Annotated in this window: 24 protein-coding genes; 9 read left to right on the top strand and 15 right to left on the bottom strand. The window is 64.5% G+C overall.

Annotated features, from left to right (window positions below):
• Window positions 1-9: 9 nt before the first annotated feature.
• The 9 genes from FQ775_RS14815 to FQ775_RS14855 all read right to left on the bottom strand — a co-directional run bounded on the left by FQ775_RS14815 (window position 10) and on the right by FQ775_RS14855 (window position 9,516).
• Complete coding sequence (locus FQ775_RS14815; RefSeq protein ID WP_146301729.1) at window positions 10-1,920, bottom strand: AMP-dependent synthetase/ligase; 1,911 nt, start codon at window positions 1,918-1,920, stop codon at window positions 10-12.
• 25 nt (window positions 1,921-1,945) lie between these two features.
• On the bottom strand, window positions 1,946-2,758 hold the full coding sequence (locus FQ775_RS14820) for an ABC transporter ATP-binding protein (protein ID WP_146301730.1): 813 nt from the start codon (window positions 2,756-2,758) through the stop codon (window positions 1,946-1,948).
• Window positions 2,755-3,540 (bottom strand): ABC transporter ATP-binding protein, encoded by a 786-nt coding sequence (locus FQ775_RS14825; protein ID WP_146301731.1) that lies wholly within the window; start codon window positions 3,538-3,540, stop codon window positions 2,755-2,757. Before FQ775_RS14825 ends, FQ775_RS14820 begins: the two co-directional genes overlap by 4 nt.
• The gene (locus tag FQ775_RS14830) at window positions 3,537-4,637 is read right to left on the bottom strand and encodes a branched-chain amino acid ABC transporter permease (protein ID WP_146301732.1); all 1,101 of its coding nucleotides are present in this window, start codon (window positions 4,635-4,637) and stop codon (window positions 3,537-3,539) included. Before FQ775_RS14830 ends, FQ775_RS14825 begins: the two co-directional genes overlap by 4 nt.
• A 4-nt stretch (window positions 4,638-4,641) precedes the next feature.
• Window positions 4,642-5,517, bottom strand: coding sequence for a branched-chain amino acid ABC transporter permease (locus FQ775_RS14835; protein ID WP_146301733.1), 876 nt, complete (start codon window positions 5,515-5,517; stop codon window positions 4,642-4,644).
• A 94-nt stretch (window positions 5,518-5,611) separates the two neighbouring features.
• Window positions 5,612-6,652: an alcohol dehydrogenase catalytic domain-containing protein gene (locus FQ775_RS14840; protein ID WP_146301734.1), complete on the bottom strand. Its 1,041-nt coding sequence runs from the start codon at window positions 6,650-6,652 to the stop codon at window positions 5,612-5,614.
• Window positions 6,649-7,629: an NADPH:quinone oxidoreductase family protein gene (locus FQ775_RS14845; protein ID WP_146301735.1), complete on the bottom strand. Its 981-nt coding sequence runs from the start codon at window positions 7,627-7,629 to the stop codon at window positions 6,649-6,651. Before FQ775_RS14845 ends, FQ775_RS14840 begins: the two co-directional genes overlap by 4 nt.
• A 7-nt stretch (window positions 7,630-7,636) precedes the next feature.
• Entirely contained in the window at window positions 7,637-8,875 is a 1,239-nt protein-coding gene (locus tag FQ775_RS14850; protein ID WP_146301736.1) for an acyl-CoA dehydrogenase family protein, read from the bottom strand.
• Window positions 8,872-9,516, bottom strand: coding sequence for a TetR/AcrR family transcriptional regulator (locus FQ775_RS14855; RefSeq protein ID WP_146301737.1), 645 nt, complete (start codon window positions 9,514-9,516; stop codon window positions 8,872-8,874). Before FQ775_RS14855 ends, FQ775_RS14850 begins: the two co-directional genes overlap by 4 nt.
• Before the next feature lie 142 nt (window positions 9,517-9,658).
• On the opposite strand from FQ775_RS14855, the gene FQ775_RS14860 reads away from it, so the two are divergent.
• The 9 genes from FQ775_RS14860 (at window position 9,659) to FQ775_RS14900 (ending at window position 16,936) form a co-directional block, all read left to right on the top strand.
• Complete coding sequence (locus FQ775_RS14860) at window positions 9,659-10,480, top strand: SDR family oxidoreductase (RefSeq protein ID WP_146301738.1); 822 nt, start codon at window positions 9,659-9,661, stop codon at window positions 10,478-10,480.
• 11 nt (window positions 10,481-10,491) lie between these two features.
• Window positions 10,492-10,983, top strand: coding sequence for a MaoC family dehydratase (locus tag FQ775_RS14865; RefSeq protein WP_146301739.1), 492 nt, complete (start codon window positions 10,492-10,494; stop codon window positions 10,981-10,983).
• Window positions 10,983-12,017, top strand: a complete 1,035-nt coding sequence (locus tag FQ775_RS14870; RefSeq protein WP_146301740.1) for a phosphotransferase family protein — start codon at window positions 10,983-10,985, stop codon at window positions 12,015-12,017. Before FQ775_RS14865 ends, FQ775_RS14870 begins: the two co-directional genes overlap by 1 nt.
• A complete protein-coding gene (locus FQ775_RS14875; protein ID WP_146301741.1) occupies window positions 12,018-12,794 on the top strand; it encodes an SDR family NAD(P)-dependent oxidoreductase in 777 nt (258 codons plus the stop codon). It begins immediately after the preceding gene.
• Window positions 12,795-12,899: 105 nt separating this feature from the next.
• Window positions 12,900-13,253: a YciI family protein gene (locus FQ775_RS14880; protein WP_146301742.1), complete on the top strand. Its 354-nt coding sequence runs from the start codon at window positions 12,900-12,902 to the stop codon at window positions 13,251-13,253.
• Between the two features lie 11 nt (window positions 13,254-13,264).
• On the top strand, window positions 13,265-14,536 hold the full coding sequence (locus FQ775_RS14885) for an RNA polymerase sigma factor (protein WP_146301743.1): 1,272 nt from the start codon (window positions 13,265-13,267) through the stop codon (window positions 14,534-14,536).
• A 90-nt stretch (window positions 14,537-14,626) separates the two neighbouring features.
• Window positions 14,627-14,881, top strand: coding sequence for a hypothetical protein (locus FQ775_RS14890; RefSeq protein WP_146301744.1), 255 nt, complete (start codon window positions 14,627-14,629; stop codon window positions 14,879-14,881).
• Complete coding sequence (locus tag FQ775_RS14895; protein WP_146301745.1) at window positions 14,878-15,225, top strand: YciI family protein; 348 nt, start codon at window positions 14,878-14,880, stop codon at window positions 15,223-15,225. The genes FQ775_RS14890 and FQ775_RS14895 overlap by 4 nt, the downstream gene beginning before the upstream one ends.
• A gap of 163 nt (window positions 15,226-15,388) precedes the next feature.
• Window positions 15,389-16,936 (top strand): MFS transporter, encoded by a 1,548-nt coding sequence (locus FQ775_RS14900; protein ID WP_432420072.1) that lies wholly within the window; start codon window positions 15,389-15,391, stop codon window positions 16,934-16,936.
• A gap of 51 nt (window positions 16,937-16,987) precedes the next feature.
• Here the strand turns inward: FQ775_RS14900 and FQ775_RS14905 are convergent, their stop codons facing one another.
• Genes FQ775_RS14905 through FQ775_RS14930 form a run of 6 tightly spaced genes read right to left on the bottom strand, consistent with a single transcriptional unit; the run spans window position 16,988 to window position 23,528 of the window.
• Window positions 16,988-17,896 (bottom strand): fatty acid desaturase, encoded by a 909-nt coding sequence (locus FQ775_RS14905; protein WP_246730144.1) that lies wholly within the window; start codon window positions 17,894-17,896, stop codon window positions 16,988-16,990.
• Between the two features lie 24 nt (window positions 17,897-17,920).
• On the bottom strand, window positions 17,921-18,475 hold the full coding sequence (locus FQ775_RS14910) for a sarcosine oxidase subunit gamma (protein ID WP_146301747.1): 555 nt from the start codon (window positions 18,473-18,475) through the stop codon (window positions 17,921-17,923).
• Entirely contained in the window at window positions 18,468-21,458 is a 2,991-nt protein-coding gene (locus FQ775_RS14915; RefSeq protein WP_146301748.1) for a sarcosine oxidase subunit alpha, read from the bottom strand. Before FQ775_RS14915 ends, FQ775_RS14910 begins: the two co-directional genes overlap by 8 nt.
• The gene (locus tag FQ775_RS14920; protein WP_146301749.1) at window positions 21,455-21,847 is read right to left on the bottom strand and encodes a sarcosine oxidase subunit delta; all 393 of its coding nucleotides are present in this window, start codon (window positions 21,845-21,847) and stop codon (window positions 21,455-21,457) included. Before FQ775_RS14920 ends, FQ775_RS14915 begins: the two co-directional genes overlap by 4 nt.
• Before the next feature lie 11 nt (window positions 21,848-21,858).
• A complete protein-coding gene (locus FQ775_RS14925) occupies window positions 21,859-22,272 on the bottom strand; it encodes a hypothetical protein (RefSeq protein ID WP_146301750.1) in 414 nt (137 codons plus the stop codon).
• 2 nt (window positions 22,273-22,274) lie between these two features.
• A complete protein-coding gene (locus tag FQ775_RS14930; RefSeq protein WP_146301751.1) occupies window positions 22,275-23,528 on the bottom strand; it encodes a sarcosine oxidase subunit beta in 1,254 nt (417 codons plus the stop codon).
• Window positions 23,529-23,730: the final 202 nt, after the last annotated feature.

Genomic DNA, 23,730 nt, shown 5'->3' on the forward strand with positions numbered 1-23,730 from the left:
GTATTGTTCCTAGTTCCCTGCATGGCCGGGCTGGCCATACATCTCGTCGATCAGCTTCTTGTGCTTCTGCTCCACGAAACTCCGCTTCAGCTTCATCGTTGCTGTCAGTTCTTCATCTTCCGCCGTGAGCAGCACGTCGATCAAGCGGAAATCCTTGATCTGTTCCACCCGGGCGAACTCGGCATTCGTCTCGGCCACCACGCCGCCGATCAGGTCGCGCACCTCCTGCGCCGCGCACAGCGACTTGAAGTCGTTGAACGGCACCCGGCGGTCCTGCGCGAACTTTTCGACGTTCTCCTGGTCGATCATGATCAGGCAGGAGAGGTATTTGCGCTTGTCGCCGATAACGACCGCGTCGGAGACGTAGGGCGAGAATTTCAGCCTGTTTTCGATCTCCGCCGGCGTGATGTTCTTGCCTCCGGCGGTGATGATGATGTCCTTCACGCGGCCCGTGATCGTCAGGAAGCCTTCATTGTCGATGCGGCCGACGTCGCCGGTGCGCAGCCAGCCATCCTCGTCGATCGTCTCGGCCGTCTTGTCGGGTTTGTTCCAGTAGCCCTTGAACACGTTGGGCGCGCGGTACTGGATTTCGCCCTCTGGAGAGATGCGCATCTCGCCACCCGGCACCACCTGCCCGACCGTGCCGGTCTTGTTCTTCTCGATCAGGTTGACCGAAATGACGCCCGAGCTTTCCGTCATGCCGTAGCCTTCGAGCAATGTGATGCCCACCGCGCGGTACCATTTGAGCAGCGCAGGCGAGATCGGCGCCGCTCCCGTCGTTCCACGCCGCAACCGGTCGAAGCCGAGCAGGCGGCGCAGGTTCTGAAGCACCATGAAGTCCCAGAAGGCATAGGAAAGCCGCGTGGCCAGCGGCACCGGGTCGCCATTCTCCAACGCCTCGCCGCGTGCCATGCCGGCCGCGATCGCGCGCTTGAAAGCCCACTTGCCGAGCGGCGTTGCCTCATTGGCCATGATGGTGACGCGCGAATAGACCTTTTCCCACACGCGCGGCACCGCAGTGAAGACGTGTGGCGAGACCTCGCGCACATTGTCGAACACGGTCTCCGGGCTCTCGGCGAAGTTCACCGTCGAGCGCAGCCCGATCGGCGTGAAGACGCTGATCAGCCGTTCCAGGATGTGGCACAATGGCAGGAAACACAGTTGCTCGTCGCTCTGGTCGACCGGCAGGGTCATGACCGCGCCGGCGATCGAACTGATGATGTTCTCGTGGCTGATCATTGCGCCCTTGGGCGGCCCGGTCGTGCCCGAGGTATAGACAAGGATCGCGGTGTCCTCCGGCTTCGACTTGGCGATCTCCTCCTCGAAGACGTCCGGGTGCGCCTTCAGGTAGTCGCGCCCGAGCCGGTAGAGTTCGTCAAGGAAGATGACCTTGTCGTCGGCAAAGCCGTGCAGCCCTTCCTGGTCGTAGACGATGACCCTGGTCAGTCCCGGCATCTGGTTCTTGACCGACAGATATTTGTCCAGCTGCTCGTCGTTTTCGACGAACAGGAAGCGGCTGTCGGAATCATTGACCAGATATTCGAGCTGCTTGGCCGAGTCGGTGGTGTAGACGCCCGAGGCGATGCCGCCCACGCACTGAACGCCAAGGTCGGTGTAGATCCATTCCTTGTTGTCTTCCGACAGGATCGACACCACCTCGCCGCGCTTGAGCCCCAGCGACTTCAATCCGAGACCGATCAGCCGCGCGTGCTCGTAGAAATCGTCCCACGTATAGGCCAGCCAGATGCCGAACTGCTTTTCACGGTGCGCGACACGGCCGCCGAGCTCCTTGCAGCGTTCGCGAAAAAGCTTCACCAGCGTGTCGCAACCGTCGAAGAAGAACGGTCCCTTGGCCAGGTCGGCGTTGAAGGAATGGCCGCGTACCGTCTGCTGTGGAGGCAGTTTTTCGGCTATCGTCATTCAGTCCTCCCGGATCGGACGCTGTTCAGCGCCACGTCTTCTTCTGCTTCCAGCGTTTCTGCCCGCGCTGGGTTTCTTCCTGTACGCCCAGATAGAACTCCTGAACGTCCTTGGACTGCAAGAGCCGTTCAGCCTTGTCCGCCATCACGATGCGGCCGAGTTCCATCACATAGCCATAGTCGGCGACTTCCAGCGCCACCTTGGCGTTCTGCTCGACCAGCAGCATCGTCACCTTCTGTTCGCGGTTGAGCCGCCGGATGATCTTGAAGATGTCCTTCACCAGCAGTGGCGACAGGCCGAGGCTCGGCTCGTCCAGCAGCATCAACGTCGGCCGCGCCATCAGGCCGCGCGCGATGGCCAGCATCTGCTGCTGGCCACCGGAGAGCGTGCCCGCCGCCTGGCGCCGCCTCTCGGCAAGGATCGGGAAGTAGGAAAACACCATCTCCTCGTCCTTGCGCACACCTGCCGGGTCGTTGCGCGTGAAGGCACCCATTTTCAGGTTTTCCTCAACGGTCAACAGCGGAAAGACTTCCCGTCCTTCCGGCACGTGCACGATACCCTTGCGCACAACATGGTCCGGGTTGGCCCCGGCGATATTCTCGCCTTTGTAGAAGATCTGGCCTTTCTCCGGGTCCATGACGCCGGAGATGGTCTTCATCAGCGTCGTCTTGCCGGCGCCGTTGGCGCCCAGCACGGTCGCGATCTGCCCCTCGCGCACGTCGAGACTACAGCCTCTGATCGCCATGATCGGACCGTAGTAACTCTCGAGGTTGCGCACCGACAGGAGCGCGTCGGCCGATGCCGCGGTCTTGTTGTCCGGCGCCACCGCCACGTTCATGCCACCGCCCTTTCTTCTTCGTCCGAGGTGCCGATATAGGCCTCGATCACCTTGGGGTCGTTCTGCACTTCCTGCGGCGTGCCGAGAGCCAGCGTCTTGCCGTCGGCCAACGCCAGAACGCGGTCGGAAACCGAGGAGACGAGGTGCATGTCGTGTTCCACCATCAGCACGGTAATCCCCATCTGCTTCTTGATATCCTCGATCCAGAAGGCCACGTCCTGCGTTTCCTCGACGGAGAGGCCGGACGCCGGCTCGTCAAGCAAGAGGAGCTTCGGTTCGATGGCCAACGCCCGCCCCATCTCCACCACCTTGCGGACGCCGTAAGGCAGGCCGGCGATCATCTTCTCGCGATAGGGCTGCAGGTCGAGGAACTCGATCACATGTTCGACGGCCGAGCGATGGCGCCGCTCCTCGCCACGCACGAACGGCGTGAACAGGAGTTCCGTCATGAAATTGCCCTGCCGGTGCCGATGGCGACCAACGAGCAGGTTCTGCAGCACCGTCGCATGCTCGAAAAGCTCGATGTTCTGGAAGGTACGGGCGATCCCGAGCCCGGCAATTTCGTGCGACTGCCGGCTCAGGATGCTCTTGCCCTCGAAGCGGATGTCGCCTTCGGCCGGGTCGTAGAAACGCGAGATCAGGTTGAAGATCGTCGACTTGCCGGCACCGTTGGGGCCGACCAGTGCGAACACCTCTCCCTCCTCGACGGAGAAGGAGACCTGGTTGACCGCGACGACGCCGCCGAAGCGCAGCGTGACATTGTCGATCTCGAGCAGGCTCATCGCATGCGCTCCGTCTTCAGATAGCTCTTCTGGCGGCGGAACATGTCGCGCCTATAGAACGGGAAGAGCTGGAAATAGGTGCGTATCTTGATCCAGCGGCCATAGATGCCCATCGGCTCGAACAGGATGAAGCCGATCAGGATGGCGCCGAAGATCGCCGATTCCAGCCCAGGGATCGCCACCGTTCCACCACCGAAGATGCCGCTCACCCAGTCACGCGAGATGGCGATCGCCTGTGGCAGCAGGGCAACCACGATCGCCCCGAAGAAGGCGCCATGGATCGAACCGAGGCCGCCGATCACGATCATCAGCAGGAGTTGGATCGAGATGATGATGTTGAAGGTCTCGTTGTTGAAGATGCCGGCGAAGTGCCCCATCAGCGCGCCGGCAAGCCCGGTGATCGCTGTCGAAATGCCGAACGACGTTGCCTTGGTGCGCGCCACGTTGACGCCCATCGCCTGCGCCGAGACCTCCGAGTCGCGCACCGCCGCGAAGGATCGCCCGAGCGGAGAACGCAGAAGGTTGCGATAGGCGAGAACAACCACCACGGTCACGAAAAGCACCAGCCAATAGAACCGGTCCGGATTGGCGTACCGGTCGAACTTCAGACCGAAAACCTCGATCGTCGGCGCGAACAGCCCAACGACACCGTTGGTCAGCGGCTCGGCGATGACGATAAGGTCGTCGGCAAGGATCGAGATCGCCAGCGTCCCGATCGCGAGATAGATGCCGTGCAGCTTGGTTGTCGGGATCGCGAGCAACACCCCGGCCAGTCCGGCGATCACTCCGGCGAGCGGAAAGGACAGGATGAAGGGCAGCCCAAGCCGTTCCTGAAGGAGCACGTTGGCATAACAGCCCACTGCCAGGAACGCGGCATGGCCGAGGCTCGCTTGCCCCGTCTGGCCGACCAGCACCATCAGCCCCATTCCCGCGATCGCCCAGATCAGCATGTTGGTCATTTCGCCGATCGCAAACGTCCCGAGGATGAACGGCAGGATCAGCGCGAACACCAGCAGTGCCATGTACCAGAAGGCCTGCATGCCGTGCTGGAAGTAGTTGATATCGGCGTCGTAGGAGGTCTTGAAGACGGTTCTCATGGCCTCAGACCTTCTTGCGGTGGACTTGCGCCAGGATACCGTGCGGCCTGAACACCAGGATCAGGAACAGGAGCAGGTATGGCATGATCTGCGAATAGCCGGCGGCGATGTAGTAAGACGCGAAGGGCTCGATCAGGCCGACGATGACGCCGCCGAGCAAGGCGCCCGGCAGGCTGCCGAAGCCCCCGATGACGGCCGCCGCAAAAGCCTTGATTCCAAGAAGTCCGATGGACGGGTCGATCGACCCCTTGGATGCAAAAAGCACGCCGGCGATCGCGGCCACCGCGCCGGCAAGCGCCCAGATCAGCGAGTGGACCCGCTTGACAGGGATACCCATGTAGTAGGCCGCCAGCTGGTTCTGCGACGCCGCTTGCATGGCGACACCGAGCTTGGTGCGGTTGAAGTAAAAATAGAGCACCACCGTCAGGATCACGGTGACGAAGATGATCGTCACCTCGTCCAGCCCCAGCACCAGGCCGCCGAAGCGCACCTCCTTGCCGGCCATCGGTGATTCCAGCGCGATCGGCTGATGGCCCCAGATCAGCCCGGCGGCGAAGCGCAGGACGAAACCTAGCGCGATCGTCAGAATGACGACGGCGACCTGGCTTTGGCCGAACATGCGCCTGAGCACGATCATGTCGAGCAGGTAACCGAAAATGCCCATCATGACGACGGCGATCGGAACGGAAACCCAGAACGGCAGCCCCCAGAACTGCTCGTTGGTCAATCCGAGCGTGATGAAGGCACCCAGCATCATGAAATCGCCCTGGGCGAAATTCACGGCTTCCGTGGCCTTGTAGATGAGCACGAAGCCGAGCGCGATCAAGCCGTAGACGCAGCCATTCGCAAGGCCGCTCACGAAGAGCTGCAAGACGTCCAAGAAAGTCTCCTCCCTGTTCCGCGACTTGGCCGCGATTTTTCTTTAAACGTAACAGCGGCTTACCCTTCCCGGCAAGCGGCGCCGCACGACCTCCCTAAGGCGTGATGAACACCTTTCCGTTCGGCTTCGCCAGTTCGCCCGGCACCTTCGCGACCGCCTCTTCAAGCGGCACTACAGCGGTCACGTCGGTTGACCAGCGTCCGTCGATGAAGCGCTTCTGCGCTTCCTTCACGACCTCCACCCTCCTTTCGGGCGGCGACGCGCGGAGCCATTCCGTCAGCCAGAAACCTTCGACACGCTTGTGCATGAAGATCATCTGCCCCGGTTCCGGGATCGGCGTCGTCTCCGGATCGAGCCGCCCATAAATGATCCAGCGTGCCCGCTTCGGCATCGCCGCAAAAATCTGTCCGGCGAGCGGCCCGGTCACCGCATCGAGGAAGATGCGCGGCTGCTCCGCCTTCATGACCTTCGCCAACTTGTCCGCGAAATCCGGCGCCGTCGTATTCAGTACATGCGCCGCGCCCGCCGCCTCCAGCAAGGGAATCTGGTCGTCGCGCCGCACGATGGCGATCGGCCGGTAGCCTTCCTCGCGCGCCGCGCCCATCAGAAGCTTGCAGAGCTGGCTCGCCGCAGCCGTCAGCACGAAGGCCTTTTCGCCCTCCTCCTTGACGATGCCGAACATGGCCAGAGCCGTCAGCGGATTGACGATCATGGCCGCGCCATCCGTATCCTTCACGCCGTCCATCAGCGGGATGCAGGCGGCCGCCTCGGCGATCGCGTATTCGGCCCAGGAGCCCCAGTTGGAGCGCCCGGTCGGGAAAGCAATGCGCTGACCGACAAGGCGTTGCGCGGCCGGCTCGGCGCCGGCTGCCACGACCGTGCCGACACCCTCGAAGCCGGCGGGCTGCCCTTTTTGGCGCGGCTGGCCGTAGAGGCCCTTCACGAACATGACGTCGGACGGGTTGATCGCCGCCACCGACACCTTGACCAGTACCTGGCTAGGTCCCGGCTCAGGCACCTCGATGTCTCCAAGCGTCACGTAGGAGCCCATGTCCTCCAGCAACGCGCCGGACGACTTGGACGAATAACCGTCATCGTTGAGCAGAAGCGCCCTCATGCGCGGCGGCAGTGTCATCGTGCTCCCTCAGGCTTCAGGATGACCTTGCCGGCCGCTCCCCTGTTCATGATGCGCGCCAGCACTTGTGGCGCTTCCGCAAGCTGATACTCGCCCTCGATCACCGGTCTCACCTTCCCGGCCAGATACCAGCCGACCAGTTCCTTCATGTTGTCCGCATAGACCTGCGGCTCCTTCTGCGTGAAAGCGCCCCAAAACACACCGACGAGGCTGAAGCCCTTGACCAGCGCCAGATTGACCGGGAACTTCGGGATTGCCCCCGATGCGAAGCCGATGACCAGCAGGCGCCCGCCCCAGCCCATGCCGCGAGCGAGAGCGTCGAAAGCCTCTCCACCGACCGGGTCATAGCCGACATCGACACCCTTGCCGCCGGTCACCTCTTTCAAAGCGTCCTTGAGGTTGTCGTAGCCGAGTACCGTATCCGCACCGGCATCGCGCGCTATGGCGCGCTTTTCCTCGGTGGAGGCGACGGCGATGACGTTGGCGCCCATCGCCTTGCCGATCTGCACTGCTGCGAGTCCGGTCACCCCGGCCGCGCCCAGCACGCAGAGCGTCTCGCCCTTCTTGAGCTGACCGCGTTGCTTCAGCGCATGGTGCGACGTTCCGAAGCCGCACAGGAGCGCGCAGGCGTCCGCTTCGCTCATGCCTTCGGGCAGCGGCATCACCCGCGTCTCGTCGACGCCGACCCGCTCGGCATAGGCACCAAGTGACGACACCGAGGCGACGCGGTCGCCCACCTTGACCGAGTGCACCTTGTCGCCGACCGCGGTCACCCTTCCGGCCACTTCCATGCCCGGAACGAACGGCACCGGCGGTTTCATCTGGTAGAGCCCCTGCACGAGCAATCCGTCGGGATAGTTGACGCCGATGGCGTCGGCCTCGATCACGACGGTGCGCTCGCCCACTTCCGGCTCCGGCCAGTCGGCATATTCGAGCTGCTCAATCGGTGCGAAGTCGCGGGCGACGATAGCCTTCATTTTCGACCTACACCTTTTCCTGCGTGTACTTTTTCAGTTCCACGCGGGCGACCTGCCGGCGATGCACCGCGTCGGGGCCGTCGGCGAGCCGCAGCGTCCTGAGATGGGTCCACGACCGCGCCAGCCGCGTATCCTGGCTGATCCCCTGCCCGCCGAACATCTGGATTGCCTCGTCAGTGACCTTCAGCGCCACGCGGGGTGCCACCACCTTGATCTGACTGATCCAGGGGGCGGCCGCACGCGGATCGCCCTGGTCCATCATCCATGCCGCCTTGAGGCACAACAGCCGCGCCATCTCGATCTCCATGCGGCATTCCGCGATGATATCGTAATTGGCGCCCAGTTGCGCGAGCGGTTTGCCGAACGCCTCGCGCCGCATGGCGCGCTTGCACATCTGTTCCAGCGCCATTTCGGCCTGGCCGATCGCGCGCATGCAATGATGGATGCGGCCGGGTCCGAGCCGTCCTTGCGCAATCTCGAAACCCCTGCCCTCGCCGAGGATCAAATTGTCGGCCGGCACGCGCACATCCTCGAACTTCAGGTGCAGGTGGCCATGCGGGGCATCGTCGTCGCCGTAGACCTTCATGGCCCTGAGCTTGGTGATGCCGGGCGTATCGGCAGGAACGAAAATCATCGAATGCTGCTGGTGCTTGGGCGCATCCGAAGACGTCTTCACCATCACGATGTATATCTTGCAGCGCGGATCGCCGGCCCCCGACGACCACCATTTTTCGCCGTTGAGGACATAGTCGTCACCGTCACGCACGCACGACATGGAAATGTTGGTCGCGTCCGAGGAGGCGACGTCAGGTTCGGTCATGAGATAGGCGGAACGGATCTTGCCTTCGAGCAGCGGCGCCAGCCATTCCTTCTTGTGCGTTTCCGTGCCGTAGCGTTCGATAACCTCCATATTGCCGGTGTCAGGCGCCGAGCAGTTGAAGGTCTCCGCGCCCAGATGCGCCTTGCCCATTTCTTCGGCGAGGTAGGCATACTCGACCGTTGAAAGGCCGTAGCCGCGCTCGGAATCGGTCAGCCAGAAATTCCACAGGCCGCGTTCCCTGGCCTTGGCCTTCAACCCTTCGAGGATCTCGGTCTGCCGCGCCGTGTAGCTCCAGCGGTCGCCATTCTTGCCGACCTCGGCGTGAAACTCCTCATCGAGCGGCATGATCTCCTCGCGCACCATGCGCGATACCTTTTCGTGGATCGGCTTCAGCCGCTCGGTCATGCCGAGATCCATGTTGGTCATCTGGACTTTTCCCGTTTTCCGCAAAGGCCACCCAGGGCGTAATCGACGACCTGGCTGGCGATGTTCTCGATGTCGGCCCGGGTCTCTCCGACCCGCGGCGTGTACCAGAAGATCGGCGAGTTGAGCGTCATGAACATCAGCTGGTTGGTGATGCTCATGTCGCCGAACTCGAACACGCCTTCCTCGCGCCCCTGCAGGAGGGTGGCGCGGAAGAGATTGCCGTAGTTGCTGCGATAGTCGATCAGTTCTCTCAGCGCATCACGCTGTTCCGGCGTTGTGGCGCCGCGCAGATGCATCTCCACGCCGATCCATACCACGCGCTGGAACGGCTTGGTCACCATCATCTGCAGAACATGCGTCATGGCCATCTTGCGCCAGCGCGGCAATGCCGGTCCGGGCACATCGGCCAGCGGCTCGACGGCCTGGTAGTTCATGTCCATGCCAGCCCGGAACACTTCGGCAAAGAGGTCTGCCTTCGAAGGAAAGTGGTGGTAGATCCTGCCCTTCGTCGCGCCGAGGCTGCGTGCCACATCGTCGATTGAGGTGCCCGCATAACCACGCTCCATGAAGCACTTTGCCGCCGCCCGCAGAATGTCCGCGCGCGAACTGTCGGCAACCTGCTCCCTGACGCCAAGCGACATCGCCGGCACATCCTCCCTGTCACCGCCCTTGATTGTTTCGGCTTGTCGCCATTGGGCTCTTTACTGACGGCCTCATCATGAACATACTACCGAGTATGTTGTCAATGCGGACTCGCACAAGAAGCCGCGATCGGGAGGAACCATGGCATATCTCGACAATCTGTTTTCCGTGGCCGGCAAGAAGGCGTTGGTCACGGGTGCCGCGAGTGGCATCGGTCGCATGGCTGCGACCGCGCTCGTTCAGGCTGGCGCCGAGGTCTTCATCGCCTCGCGCCGGGGCGAGGAGTGCGCCAAGGTCGCGGACGAGATCAACGCGCTCGGCGGTTCGGGCCGAGCCGAGGGCTTTGCCGGCGATGTCGGCAGCGAGGAGGGTGTCGCGGCCCTCGTGGAGGAAGTAAAGCGCCGCACGGATCGCCTCCACGTCCTCATCAACAATGCCGGGCTGACCTGGGGCGAGCCGCTCGAAACATTCCCTTATCGCGCGTGGGCGCGGGTGCTGAACGTCAACGTGACCGGCCTCTTCCATCTCACCCGCGAATTGCTGCCCTTGCTCGATGCAGCATCCCACGACGCCGATCCCGCGCGCGTCATCAATCTCGGGTCGGTCATGGGGACCCAGCCGATGGCCGACGGCGCCTATTCCTACACGGCCTCCAAGGCGGCGGTGCACCACCTTACGAAAACGCTCGCCAACGAACTCGCCGGCCGCCACATCACCGTCAACGCTTTCGCGCCCGGCCCCTTCCAGAGCCGCATGACCGCATTTGCCACCGGTACCGATGAAAAGGCCGACAAGGTCGGCGCGCGCGTCCCGCTCGGACGCATCGGCAACCCGGATGACATTGCCGGCGCAACACTTTATCTCTGCGGCAAGGCAGGCAGCTACGTGACCGGAGCCATCCTGCCGATTGACGGCGGTCAGTCCGTTCAGCACGGCATGTCGCTGTTCAAGGGCCTCGATTGACCGCGGGAAACATGCCGAAAGCCAGACTGGAACCTGTACACCCTGACAATGTCTCCGCTGCGGTTGGCACCGAAATCGGCGTTTCGCCATGGCGCGAGGTAACGCAACGGATGATCGATCAGTTCGCCGATGCGACCGACGATCATCAGTTCATCCACGTCGATCCGGCACGGGCGGCGCGCGAGACGCCGTTCGGTGGCACCATCGCGCACGGCTTTTTGTCCCTCTCGCTGCTGTCCACCTTTGCCTTCGAGGCCGTTCCGCCATTGGCGGGCGCGGTGATCGACATCAATTACGGCTTCGACCAGGTGCGCTTCAAGGCGCCGGTCAAGACCGGGTCGAGGGTGCGGGCCCGCTTTTTCCTCGCAAATGCAAACATCCGCCCGTCCGGATGGGTCGAGATCGCCTATGACGTGACGATCGAGATCGAGAACGGGAAGAAGCCGGCGCTCACCGCGCGCTGGCTCACCCTCAGTCAGATCCAGCGCGCGGAGCAGGCGTGATGAGCGATCCCAACATCCTCGATGCCGCGGCGCTCGCGCCCTACCTCGAGAAGCATGTAGCCGGCTTTGTCGGCCTCGAGGCGATCGAGAAGTTCAAGACCGGCCAGTCCAACCCGACATATATGCTCAAGGCGAAAAGCGGGCGCTACGTCCTGCGTGCCAAACCTCCTGGCACGCTGCTCAAATCCGCCCACCAGGTCGACCGCGAGTATCGCGTTATCGGCGCCTTGTCGAAAACCGGCTTCCCTGTCCCGAAGGTGCTGCACCTGTCGGACGAGGATTCGCCGATTGGGCGCATGTTTTACGTGATGGCCTTTGTCGACGGCCGCATCTTCTGGGATCCCTCGCTGCCCGAGGCGAAGGGCAACGACGAGCGCGCCGCCATTTACGATTCCATGAATGCGACACTGGCCGCACTGCATACGGTCGACATCGAAAAGGCCGGCCTTGCGGACTACGGCAAACCCGGCAGCTATTTCGAGCGCCAATACGGGCGCTGGAGCAGCCAGTACCGAGCATCGGAGACCGACAAGGTCGATGACATGGAGCGCCTCATCGAATGGCTCGCCGTCTCGCAGCCGGCTGATGACGGCCAGGTCTCGCTGGTCCATGGCGACTATCGCCTCGACAACATGATCTTCGCGCCCGACCGGCCCGAGGTCGTCGCCGTCCTCGACTGGGAGTTGTCGACCCTCGGCCACCCGCTTGCCGACCTCGCCTACCAGTGCATGCAATGGCGCCTGCCGCACAGCTCCGGCTTCCGTGGCCTGGGCGGGGTCGACCGCGCCGCCCTCGGCATTCCGACCGAAGACGAATATGTGCGCAGCTATTGCGAGCGGCGCGGGCTCAACGGCATCGACCATTGGACCTACTATCTCGGCTTCTCCTTCTTCCGCCTCGCGGCGATCTGCCAGGGTGTCTACAAGCGCGCTCTCGACGGCAACGCGTCGAACCCGGAGAAGGCGCGCACTTATGGCGACGCGGTGAAGCTCTTGGCCGGACTGGCCATGCAACGTATCGAGGAGGGGAAATAGATGGCGCGCTTTGCAGATCAGGTGGTGCTTGTCACCGGCGCCACCGGCGGTTTCGGCCGACGCACCGCCGAGCGTCTCGCCGAAGAGGGGGCGAAACTCGTGCTGTCCGACCTTGATGCCACGAGCCTCGAAACCCTTGCCTCCGAGCTGCCTTGCGAGACGGCCACTTTGGCCGGCAACATCGCCGACGAAGCGCTTTCCGAACAGCTCGTCGCACTGGCCGTCGAGCGGTTCGGGCGCCTCGACATCGCGGTCAACAATGCCGGCATCGCCCAGAGCTTCGTCAAGCTGCCGAGTGTGCCAACCGACGAGGCGCGCCGCATCATAGAGATCGACCTTCTCGGCGTGTTCTTCGCCATGAAGCACCAGATCCCGCAGATGGAAAGGCAGCGCCGTGGCGGGGGAACCGCCGGCACCATCGTCAACATCGCGTCGGTCGCCGGCATCGGCGGCGCGCCGCGGCTGTCGGTCTACGCCGCCGCCAAGCACGGCGTGGTCGGGCTGACGCGTTCGGCGGCCGCCGAATATGCCGCCAAGGGTTTGCGCGTCAACGCCGTCTGCCCGTCCTATGCGCGCACCAACATGGTGCAGGAATTCGTCAAGATGACCGGGCTCGGCGAGGACGAGGCGATCAACGAGCTCACCCGTGGCGTGCCGATGAAGCGCGTCGCGGAAGTCGATGAGGTCGTCGAGGTCATCCTGTTTGCCGCCGACCCCAGGAATGGTTTCATGACCGGCCACACGCTCTCCGTCGACGGCGGCATTTCGGCACTCTGACAGGAGGCGGCCGCAGCCGTACAATCGGCGCGTGAAAAATCTCGACCGCCGCTGTCGGTGTCGGGCATAGTCCGCCGTCCTTAGCAACGGCTGACGGAGACCCCGATGAAATACGCCCTGCTTTGTTACAATTCGCAGGAAAAGACGAGCTGCCTCAGCGAAGGCGAGGAAGCGGCGATGATGGCGCGCGTGCGCACCGCCGAGGACAGGATTCGCCAGAAGGCCACCATCGGCCCCAGCCTGCGGCTCATGCCGACCACGCGGGCGAGCTTTGTCAAGGCCGGCGAGGATCCCATGGTCGTCGACGGCCCCTATGCCGAGACCAAGGAGCAACTGCTCGGCTTCTGGATCATCGACTGTGACAGCCACGAAGAGGCGATCGAGGCCGGCAAGCACCTTGCGCGCGAGCGTGAAGTTGGGGGCATCGAGGTTCGACCGCTGCTGGCTTTCAACCCTTAGGATATGGCGCGGTGACGGACCTCGGATGGATCGACGCGGCGCTCACCTCCGCCCGTCCGCAGGTCATGGGCGCGCTGCTGCGCTATTTCCGCGATCTTGACCAGGCGGAGGAAGCCTTCCAGGAAGCAAGCCTCCGCGCCCTGAAGAACTGGCCGGTCAACGGACCCCCGCGCGACCCTGCCGCCTGGCTCATCTTCGTCGGCCGCAACGCAGCGCTCGATGCGCTGCGCAAGACGAGCCGAAACGCGCCGCTGCCGCCCGACGAACAGCTTTCGGACCTCGATGATGCCGAGGCTGACATGGCCGAGCGACTCGACAACGCGCACTACCGTGATGACGTCTTGCGATTGCTGTTCGTCTGCTGTCATCCCGACCTGCCCGCCACCCAGCAGATCGCACTGGCACTGAGGATCGTTTCAGGGCTGACAGTCGCCGAGATCGCCCGCGCTTTCCTGGTGAGTGATGCCGCGATGGAACAGCGCATCACCCGGGCCAAGCGACGCATAGGCGCCTCCGGCGTGCCTTACGCCACGCCGAGCCCGGCAGAGCGCACCGAACGGCTCGCCGTCGTCGCCTCGATGATCTACCTGCTTTTCAACGAAGGTTATTCGGCGAGCGGCGGCGACCAGCATATCCGCGCCGGCCTCTGTACCGAAGCGATCCGCCTGTCGCGGCTGCTCCTGTCGCTGTTTCCCGCCGAGCCCGAGATCATGGGACTAACCGCCCTCCTGCTCCTGCAGGATTCGCGCGCCGCAGCGCGGCTCGACCCGGAAGGCGAAATCGTACTCCTCGAGGACCAGGATCGCGGCCTCTGGAACAGGAAGCAGATAGCCGAGGGGCTGGTCATGGTCGAGAAGGCTTTCCGCCATGGCCGCCCAGGCCCCTTCCAACTGCAGGCCGCGATTTCGGCTATGCATGCCCAGGCCGAGGATTTCGAGCAAACCGACTGGCAAGAGATCGACCGGCTCTACGGTTTGCTCGAAGAGGCCCAGCCTTCGCCCGTGGTGACGCTCAACCGGGCGGTCGCGGTCTCCCGGCTCAAGGGACCGACCGACGCGTTGACCATGATCGAGCCGCTGGCCGGCAGGCTTCAGGCGTATTTCCACTTCCATGGCGTCAGGGGCGCCTTTCTGACCCAGCTCGGCCGCGCCGAGGAGGCCCGAACAGCGTTCGACCGGGCGATCGCACTGGCTCACACGCCCGCCGAGGCCGCGCATATCCGCCGCCATCTCGACCAACTCCAACGCGACGGAGAGACCATCGCGCCTGCGAACGGTGGTTGACGAGCTAGGCAAAATAAAATGTCGGCCCTTGAAGCCGCGAAACGTCCTCGGGACGACCGCCTCTGGCGGACCAAACCCGGAGACCAACAAATGGACCCTTTTGCACGATCAACAACGAACGCCGACAGCACCGCCTGGCGAGCACGTGGCGGTCTCGGCCGCCTCCTGCTGGCGCTGGCCCTGATCGCGATCATGGTGGGTGGGCTCGATCTGGCGAGCGGCCCCGCGGCACCGATCAAGGTGGCCGACGGCAGTGTGGCCACCGTTACGCTCTGGCGGCTGCCGCACCAGGTGGCCGACACGCCGGCTCCGCTCGCCAACACATTCGAGGGAGAGGCGCGATGAGATTTGTCTGCCTCGTCTATCACGAGCAGTCCGTGCTCGACGGCATGTCGGAAGCAGAGATGCGGGTCTGCGTCGACGACTCGCTCGCCTATGATCGCGAACTGGAGGAGCGCGGCCATATGGTGGTCGCCCATGCGCTGCAGCCAGTCGGCGAAGCGCGCAGCGTCAAGATGCGCAAGGGCCAAAAACACATTACCGACGGTCCCTTCGCTGAGACCAAGGAACAGTTGATCGGCTTTATCCTGATCGAGGCGGCAAGCCGCGAGGAAGCCGTCGAGATCGCTGCCGGCATTCCGATGGGGCGAACCGGCACCATCGAGGTGCGACCGGTCATGGGTCTCTAGCGTCGAATGCGCGATCTCCTCCTGTCGCAAGGGTGGCAGGAGCCCGCGCGCGAGCCGCTTGAGCAGGCCACGCAGAAGGACGATCTGTCCGCAAGTCGAAACGCCGTGCACCACCGGAACGCGAACCGGAAGCTGCACGAGGAGAACCGTCATGACGTCCGAAATCGCAGCGACAACCGCCAACTCCTCTTTGCCTCCGGCCAGAGCCGGCATGAGGGAATGGGTCGGCCTCGCGGTGATCGCCCTGCCCTGCCTGCTGTACTCTATGGACCTCACCGTCCTCAACCTCGCCGTGCCGCATCTGGCCGCCGACCTGAAACCGACCAGCGCGGAACTGCTCTGGATTGTCGATATCTATGGCTTCCTCGTCGCCGGCTCGCTGATCACCATGGGCACGCTGGGCGACCGCATCGGCCGCCGCAAGCTGCTCCTCATCGGCGCCGCCGCCTTCGGCGTCGCGTCCGTGCTGGCCGCCTTTTCGACCACGCCAACGATGTTGATTGTCGCCCGCGCCCTGCTTGGCATAGCCGCTGCCACGCTCGCGCCGTCGACCTTGTCGCTGATCCGCAACATGTTTCGCGATCCGGCCCAGCGCACCTTTGCGATCGGAGTCTGGATCGCCAGTTTTTCGGCTGGCGGCGCGCTCGGGCCGCTGGTGGGTGGCGTCGTGCTCACCTGGTTCTGGTGGGGAGCGGTCTTCCTGATCAACGTCCCGATCATGCTCCTGCTTCTGGCGCTTGGACCGTTTCTGTTGCCCGAGTTCCGAGATCCCGATGCAGGCCGCCTCGACCTCGCGAGCGCCGCGCTTTCGCTGGTCGCGGTGCTGGCCATGATCTTCGGCATCAAGCATGCCGCCGTGGAAGGCTTCGACGCGACAGCGACGTTGACCATTGCCGTCGGTCTCGCCCTCGGCCTTGGCTTCGTCGTCCGGCAGCGCCGTCTCGCAGACCCGCTCATCGATCTGGGCCTGTTCCGGAGCCTTGCCTTCACGGCGTCGCTGGCGACCAACGTATTCGCCTTCTTCATCGCCTTCGGCACGTTCCTCCTGACCGCGCAATATCTGCAACTGGTGATCGGTCTCAGCCCGCTTGCCGCCGGCCTGTGGTCGGCCCCGTCCGGCCTCGCCTTCATCGTCGGCTCTATGACGGCGCCTGCGATCGTAGCCCGCGTGCGTCCCGCCTATGTCCTCGCGGGCGGTCTGCTTGTTTCCTCCGCCGGGTTCCTGATGCTCGCCGCGGTCGACCCGGCCAACGGCCCGCTTCCTGTCGCAATAGCCTACTGCATCCTGTCGCTCGGCCTGGCGCCGGTCTTCACGCTGACCACCGACATCATCATCAGCGCCGCGCCGCCAGAGCGTGCGGGCAGCGCCGCGGCGCTGGCCGAGACCAGCAGCGAACTGGGCGGTGCGCTCGGCATCGCCGTGCTCGGCAGCATCATCACCGCCGCCTATCGCGGCTCCGTCGCAGAGACCTTGCCCGGCGGTCTGACGCCCGAACATGCGGCGGGCGCCTCCGACACGCTGGCCGAGGCCTTGCAGATCGCCGAGGGTCTGCCGGCCGCGATCGGCGAGGCGCTGGCAGTCGCCGCCCGCACGGCCTTCGCGCAAGGCTTCGAGGTCACCGCATTAATTTCGGTGGCAATCGCCGCCACCGGCGCCATCGTCGCCGCGTCAGTGCTGCGCCGGCTGCGGATCGGTGGCGAGGCCGGTTAGGGCCCGTCCAAGGATCGTCCAGAAAGGGGCGGCGCTCGGGTGCCGCCCTTGCTACGACTTCAGCTCAGCAACATATGCGGCGTGGAAACGCGCGTAGCCATTCTCGGTCTCGCGCAAATGTTCACGCGCGATCCGATGAAAGTCGGGCAGCCTGTGAAACGGCACCACGGGATAGGCGTGGTGTTCGGCGTGATAGGGCATGTTCCAGGCCAGCCAACGCACCACGCGGTTGGTGTAGGTCGTCCGCGTGTTCTCAAGCATGTTTGCGACGAAGGGGCAGCGGCCATGCTCGGCAAGCAGATAGAGCCTCAGGAACGGTTGGCCGAGCAACACCGGCACGATCCAGACCCACAACAGTGCGGTGGAGCCGACGGCGATGCTCAGTACTGCCAGAGCCGCATAGCCCGCCAGCGTCAGCCGGGCCTCGCGGCGGACGCGCCTGCGGGCGTTTTCGGGCACGAAGCCGTCGCGACGCGTTCCGATCGCATTGGCTGAAAGCGTCCTTGCCAGCGACCACCACAGCGGCAGGCCCGAAACGTGAATGACGTAGTCGCGCAGCGTTTCCGGCTTGCCCTCGCCGAGCTCGGGATCGTGGTCGGGGTCCTGGGTGTGGCGGTGATGGGCGAAGTGGAAATAGCGGAACCATTCGGCCGGGATCGCAATCAGGAAACCGCAGAAGCGTGCGACCCAGTCGTTGAGCCGCTCACTGGCAAAAGCCGTGCGGTGGATCGTTTCGTGTTCCAGCGTGAACAGGAAGACAATCAGGATCCCCTGAATCGGCAGCAGCAGCGGCCAGGCCGGAACGCGCATCAGGATCAGCGCGCCGAGAACGACGATCAGGCTGGCATGAGAAACGAGGCGGACCAGGCCCGGCTGATCGGATTTTTCCGTCAGCGCGCGGCGCTGCTCCTGCGAAAGCGAGGCGAGCAACGCCCGGTGATCCATCATAGCTTCAGTCATGTGCGATCCTCGGGGACCGCAAATCTACACGTCGCGCGCCGCTTCCGCCAGAAACGCGAAGGCATAGTCCGCAAAGGAACGCCAAACCTCTACCCGGAAAACCTGCTCGTCGGTGCGCCACAGGACGATCTCGACCTTGCCCAGCACGGTACGCGAGCAGGCGTCCACCGGGAACGCGGCAAGCGACAGATCTTGCGGACAGCCGGCGGCCAGACAGGCCTCCGCCCCCTCGCCTTCGACCATAATCCCGACATTGCGGTGAGAGACGTCGACGGCTGAATGCAGCGCCTTGGCCTTGGCCGCATCGCCCATCAGCCCGGCGCCGTCGGCGTCGATGACGAGCCACTCGTCCGGCCCGAGCCACAGCGCCGCGCGCTTGCCTGACTTCGACCGCGCCGATTGCTTGGGCCTTTTCGGCAGAGTGACGCCGAGCGCACGTGACAACGAATTGAGCGCATCCTCGGACGCCCTGAGCACCAGCCTCTCCGCTGGTGGCGCCGGCTTCACGGTGACGGTGGAACCGCCGCCCGAAGATCCGGCCAGCTTCTCCCGGCGTTCCGCGACGGCCATATCAGCCATGCTGGCGCTCTCCCTTCTCGTCGAAAAAGATCGTGCCGCATATTTCGGCCTGGATGACGCCTTCCGGCATCGGCACGTGGATTGTTTCGCCCATGCGCTCGCGGCCGCCGGCGACCAGCGCCATCGCGATCGAGCGACCGCAATTTTCCGACCAGTAGGACGAGGTGACGTGTCCGATCATCTTCATCGGCACCGGCTGATCGGGATCGTCGACGATCTGGGCGCCTTCCTCGATCACCGTCTTCGGGTCGAGCGTCTTCAGCCCGACCAGTTGCTTGCGGCCAGCGGCCACGAGATCGGGACGCTTCAGGCCGCGAACACCGACGAAGTCGGTCTTCTTCTTGCCGATCGCCCAGTTGAGTCCGGCATCGTCGGGCGTCACCGTGCCGTCAGTATCCTGGCCGACGATGATGAAACCCTTCTCTGCCCGCAGCACATGCATGGTCTCGGTGCCGTAGGCACAGGCGCCATGCTTTTCGGCCTCGGCCCAGAGCACCTCCCATACCGCCGCGCCATAGTCGGCCGGCACGTTGACCTCGAAGCCGCGTTCGCCCGAGAACGACATCCGGAAGAGCCGCGTCGGCACTCCGCAGATCCTGCCCTCGCGCACCGACATGTGCGGCATCGCTTCATCGGCAATGTCGATCCCCTCGACGAACGGGGCGATGATCTCGCGCGAGTTCGGCCCCTGAACCGCGATCACCGCCCACTGTTCCGAGACCGAGGTCAGCCACACCTTCAGATGCGGGAACTCGGTCTGGAGATAGTCCTCCATGTGGTTGAGCACACGCGCCGCGCCACCGGTCGTCGTGGTGACGTGGAAGCGGTCCTCTGCCAGACGCCCCACCACGCCGTCATCATAGATGAAACCATCCTCGCGCAGCATCACGCCGTAGCGGCAGCGCCCTGGCTCGAGCTTCTGCCAGGGGTTGGTGTAGAGCAACTCCATGAAGGCCGCCGCGTCCGGACCAACCACCTCGATCTTGCCCAGCGTCGAGGCATCGAAAAGCCCGGCCGCCTGGCGCACGGTGCGGCATTCGCGGTTGACGGCCGCATGCATGTCCTCGCCGGCCTGCGGATAATACCAGGGCCGCTTCCACTGACCGACATCCTCGAACACCGCGCCCCGGCTCTCGTGCCAGGCATGCATCGGCGTCTTGCGCGTCGGCTCGAACAGTGCACCGCGCGAATGGTTGACGATGGCGCCGAAGGTCACGGGCGTGTAGGGCGGCCTGAAGGTGGTGAGCCCGACCTCCGGCATCTCCTTGCCGAGCGCCTCGGCAGCGATCGCCAGCCCGTGCAGGTTCGAGGTCTTGCCCTGGTCGGTCGCCATGCCGTTGGTGGTGAAGCGCTTGACGTGCTCGATCGAGCGCATGCCTTCGCGCACCGCCTGGCGAATATCCTTTGCGGTCACGTCGTTCTGGAAGTCGACAAAGGCCTTCACGGTCTTGTCGGCGCCTGCGCCGGGCGCCGAACCGAGCATGCCGCCCGCCCAACTCTCCGATGATTCCGCCTTGATCGAAACCTTGCCGCCCCTCGCCCCGCCGCTGGCCTTGGCCGCGCGCTCGCCCGCCGCCAGCGCTTCCTTCAGCGCTGCGGCGAGATCGTCCGTGCCGTTGCAGGCTCCGACCGACACGCAGTCCTGGGCGTAAGTACCAGGCAGGAAGCGCTGGCTGGCCGCATCGAACGCCACCTTGCCGCGCGACTGCGAGAAGAGGTGCACCGACGGGGTCCAGCCCGACGAGGTGATCAGCGCGTCGACCGCAATCTGCCGTCCGCCACCGCCCTCCTTGGGCTCGACGGTCATCGAGCGCACACGCAGCTTGCCGCCGACACCAGTCAACGCCCGTCCTGGCAATACGTTTATGCCGAGGTCTCTCGCTTCCTCGAAAAGGGCGCCCGACGGCTTGTCGCGCAGATCGACGATGGCCGCGATGCCGACGCCGGCCTTCTTCAGGTCGATCGCCGCCGCGTAGGCCGAATCGTTGCTTGTGTAGACGCCGACATTGCGTCCCACGGCAACGCCGAAATGGTTCAGATAGCTGCGCGCCGCCGAGGCCAGCATGATTCCCGGCCGGTCATTGTCGGCAAACACCATGTGGCGCTCGATCGCGCCGGTCGCCAGGATCACCTTCTTCGCCCGCACCTGCCACAGCCGCTCGCGTGGCCGCACTTGCGGATCAGCCAGATGATCGCTCACCCGCTCGGCCAGCGCGACGAAGTTCTGGGCGTAGTAGCCAAACGCCGTCGTGCGGGCCAGAAGCCGCACATTGTCCATTCCGGCCAGCTTGCCGGCTGTTTCCTGTGCCCAGTCCCAGCCGCTCTTGCCGTCGATGCGGGCGCCTGTTTCGTAGCGCATGGCACCGCCGAAAAGCGGCTGCTCGTCGCACAGGATCACGCGCACCCCGGTTTCGACCGCCGCCAGCGCCGCGGCCAGACCCGCCGCCCCGCCGCCGAGGACCAGCACGTCGCAATGCGCGTAGCGCGAAGAATAGTGGTCGGGGTCTGGTTGAACCGGCGCGACGCCAAGCCCCGCCGCAGCGCGGATGTTGGGTTCATAGATCGCCTTCCACGCCGCCTTCGGCCACATGAAGGTCTTGTAGTAAAAGCCCGCCGAAAAGAACGGCGAGAACAGGTCGTTGACCGCACCGATGTCGAAGCCGAGCGACGGCCAGCGGTTCTGCGACACAGCCGCGAGCCCGTCATAGATCTCCTGCACCGTGGCGCGCACGTTCGGCGTCTTGCGCGCGCCGTCGCGGTGGATGCCCACCAGCGCATTAGGCTCTTCAGCACCTGCCGAAAGAACGCCGCGCGGGCGGTGATATTTGAACGAGCGCCCGACGAGGTGGACGTCGTTCGCAATCAGCGCCGAGGCCAGCGTATCGCCTGCCAGGCCTTCGAACGCCCGCCCGTCGAAGGAAAACGACACGCTGCGCGCGCCCGACAGCCGGCCGCTGCCGGCAACACGGTTCACCCCGGTCATCGTGCGGTGTCCTTCTTCCTCTCGCGCTCCGCTGTGCGACGCGGTTTGGCGGAGGGTTCCGGCGCCGCCTGTTCGTCGATGGACTGGGCTGTGTCGGGAGCGCGGAAGCGCGCCGGGTCCGGCTTCTTCTCGCCCGCCTTGTATGTGGTCAGGATGCGATCACTGACGGTGTCGCGCACAGCGTTGAAGAAGCGCGCGCAACCATGAATGTGGCGCCAGCGCTCATAGGCCAGCCCGCGCGGGTTCTTGCGGATGAAGAAATAGGCCTCGAAGTCGGCGTCGCTTTCAGCCGCGATGTCCGCCGGCCGCGCGATGTGCGCCTCGCCGGCATGGCGGAACTCCAACTCCGGCCGTTCTTCCTCGCAATAGGGACAATGGATGAGCAGCATGGCACTTTCCGTCAGAGTTCGCCCGGCCCGAGCACCGTGCCGGGCGGCTGGTCGCACAGCCTTTCGCCAACCACGGCGTAGGGGCCGACACGGCGGATCAGTTCCTCGACGCTGTCGACCGGCGCGAACAGCGTCCCGTTGCCGATGTTCAGGACCGTCAGTTCGATCGGATCCACCGACAGGATGACATGACGCCCCTGAGGGTCGCCCTCGGGCACGTCCTCGACGAAAATCGCCAGCGGCTTGCCCGTCGTCCACAGGCAGGCGAGCTTCCCCGACGGCACCGAGAACGGCCAGTCGCTTTCGTTGTCGGTGCGCGAGATCGACTGGACCCGCACCTCGTCTTCGCTCGGGAAATGGAAGAAATCCCGCTCGGAAACAAAAAACAGCGGCAGCGCGACCGCGGCATAGGCAAACCCGATCATGGTCAGTGCGCCACCGCGGCCGCGGCGGCCTCGTCGATCAGCCGCCCGGTGCGGAAACGCTCCAGCGTGAACGGCGCGTTGATCGGGTGCGGCTCGTCGCGCGCGATCGTGTGCGCAAACACGTTGCCCGAGCCGGGCGTCGCCTTGAACCCGCCTGTGCCCCAGCCGCAATTGACGTAAAGCCCCCTGACCGGTGTCTTGGCCAGGATCGGCGAGCGGTCGGGAGTGACGTCGACGATGCCGCCCCAGGAACGCAGCATCTTCATGCGGGTGAACATCGGGAACATCTCGCAGATGGCGTCGAGCGTGTGCTGGATGATGTGCAGGCCGCCGGTCTGCGAATAGGAGGTGTACTGGTCGGTTCCGGCACCGATCACCAGTTCGCCCTTGTCCGATTGCGAAATGTAGGCATGCACGGTGTTCGACATCACCACGCACGGAAAGCACGGCTTGACCGGCTCCGACACCAGCGCCTGCAAGGGGTAGGATTCAAGCGGCATGCGCACGCCGGCCATGTCCATCAGCACGGTGCTGTGGCCTGCGGCGACAACGCCAATCTTCCTGGCCCCGATGAAGCCGCGCGAAGTCTCCACCCCGGTCACCGCTCCGTCCGGCCCGCGGCGGATGCCGGTCACCTCGCAGTTCTGGATGATGTCGACGCCTCGCGCCGCCGCCCCGCGCGCGTAGCCCCAGGCCACGGCGTCGTGGCGCGCGGTGCCGCCACGGCGCTGCAAGGCCGCGCCCATGACGGGGTAGCGCGCGTCCTTCGCGATGTTGAGCGGCGGGCAATAGTCCTTGGCCTGTTCGGGCGTCAGCCATTCATTGTCGACGCCGTTCAGCCGGTTGGCGTGAATGTGCCGCTTGAACACCTGCACGTCGTGCACGTTGTGGGCCAGCATCATGACCCCGCGCGGCGAGTACATGACGTTGTAGTTGAGCTCCTGCGAGAGCCCGTCCCACAGCTTCATGGCGTGGTTATAGATGCCCGCCGACTCGTCGTAGAGATAGTTGGAGCGGATGATGGTCGTGTTGCGGCCGGTATTGCCGCCGCCGAGCCACCCTTTCTCCAGCACGGCGACATTGGTGATACCGTGCTCGCTGGCAAGGTAGTAGGCCGTCGCCAGCCCGTGGCCGCCGGCCCCCACGATGATGACATCATAGGCCTTCTTCGGCTCGGGCGACGGCCATTGCGCTTCCCAGCCCTTGTGGCCGCGCAATGCTTCGCGGGCGATGGCGAAAACCGAATATTTGCGCATGGGCTGCCTGCCTCGAAACCTGCCCGACACACCACCGGCGACGATGCTTCGAGGCGTACCACTATCGGGTCCGCGCCTCACGCCTTGCGCTAAATGCGACGGCGTTTGCCGTTTTGCGTCAAGCTGCAACGCTGTCCGGTTTCGGGTGGCTGGTGCCCGCCCGGTTTGGAAAAAAGCGCGCCTCCGCCGGCATTCCGCCGGC

This window comes from Nitratireductor mangrovi (assembly GCF_007922615.2).
In the GTDB taxonomy this organism is placed as follows: domain Bacteria; phylum Pseudomonadota; class Alphaproteobacteria; order Rhizobiales; family Rhizobiaceae; genus Mangrovimarina; species Mangrovimarina mangrovi.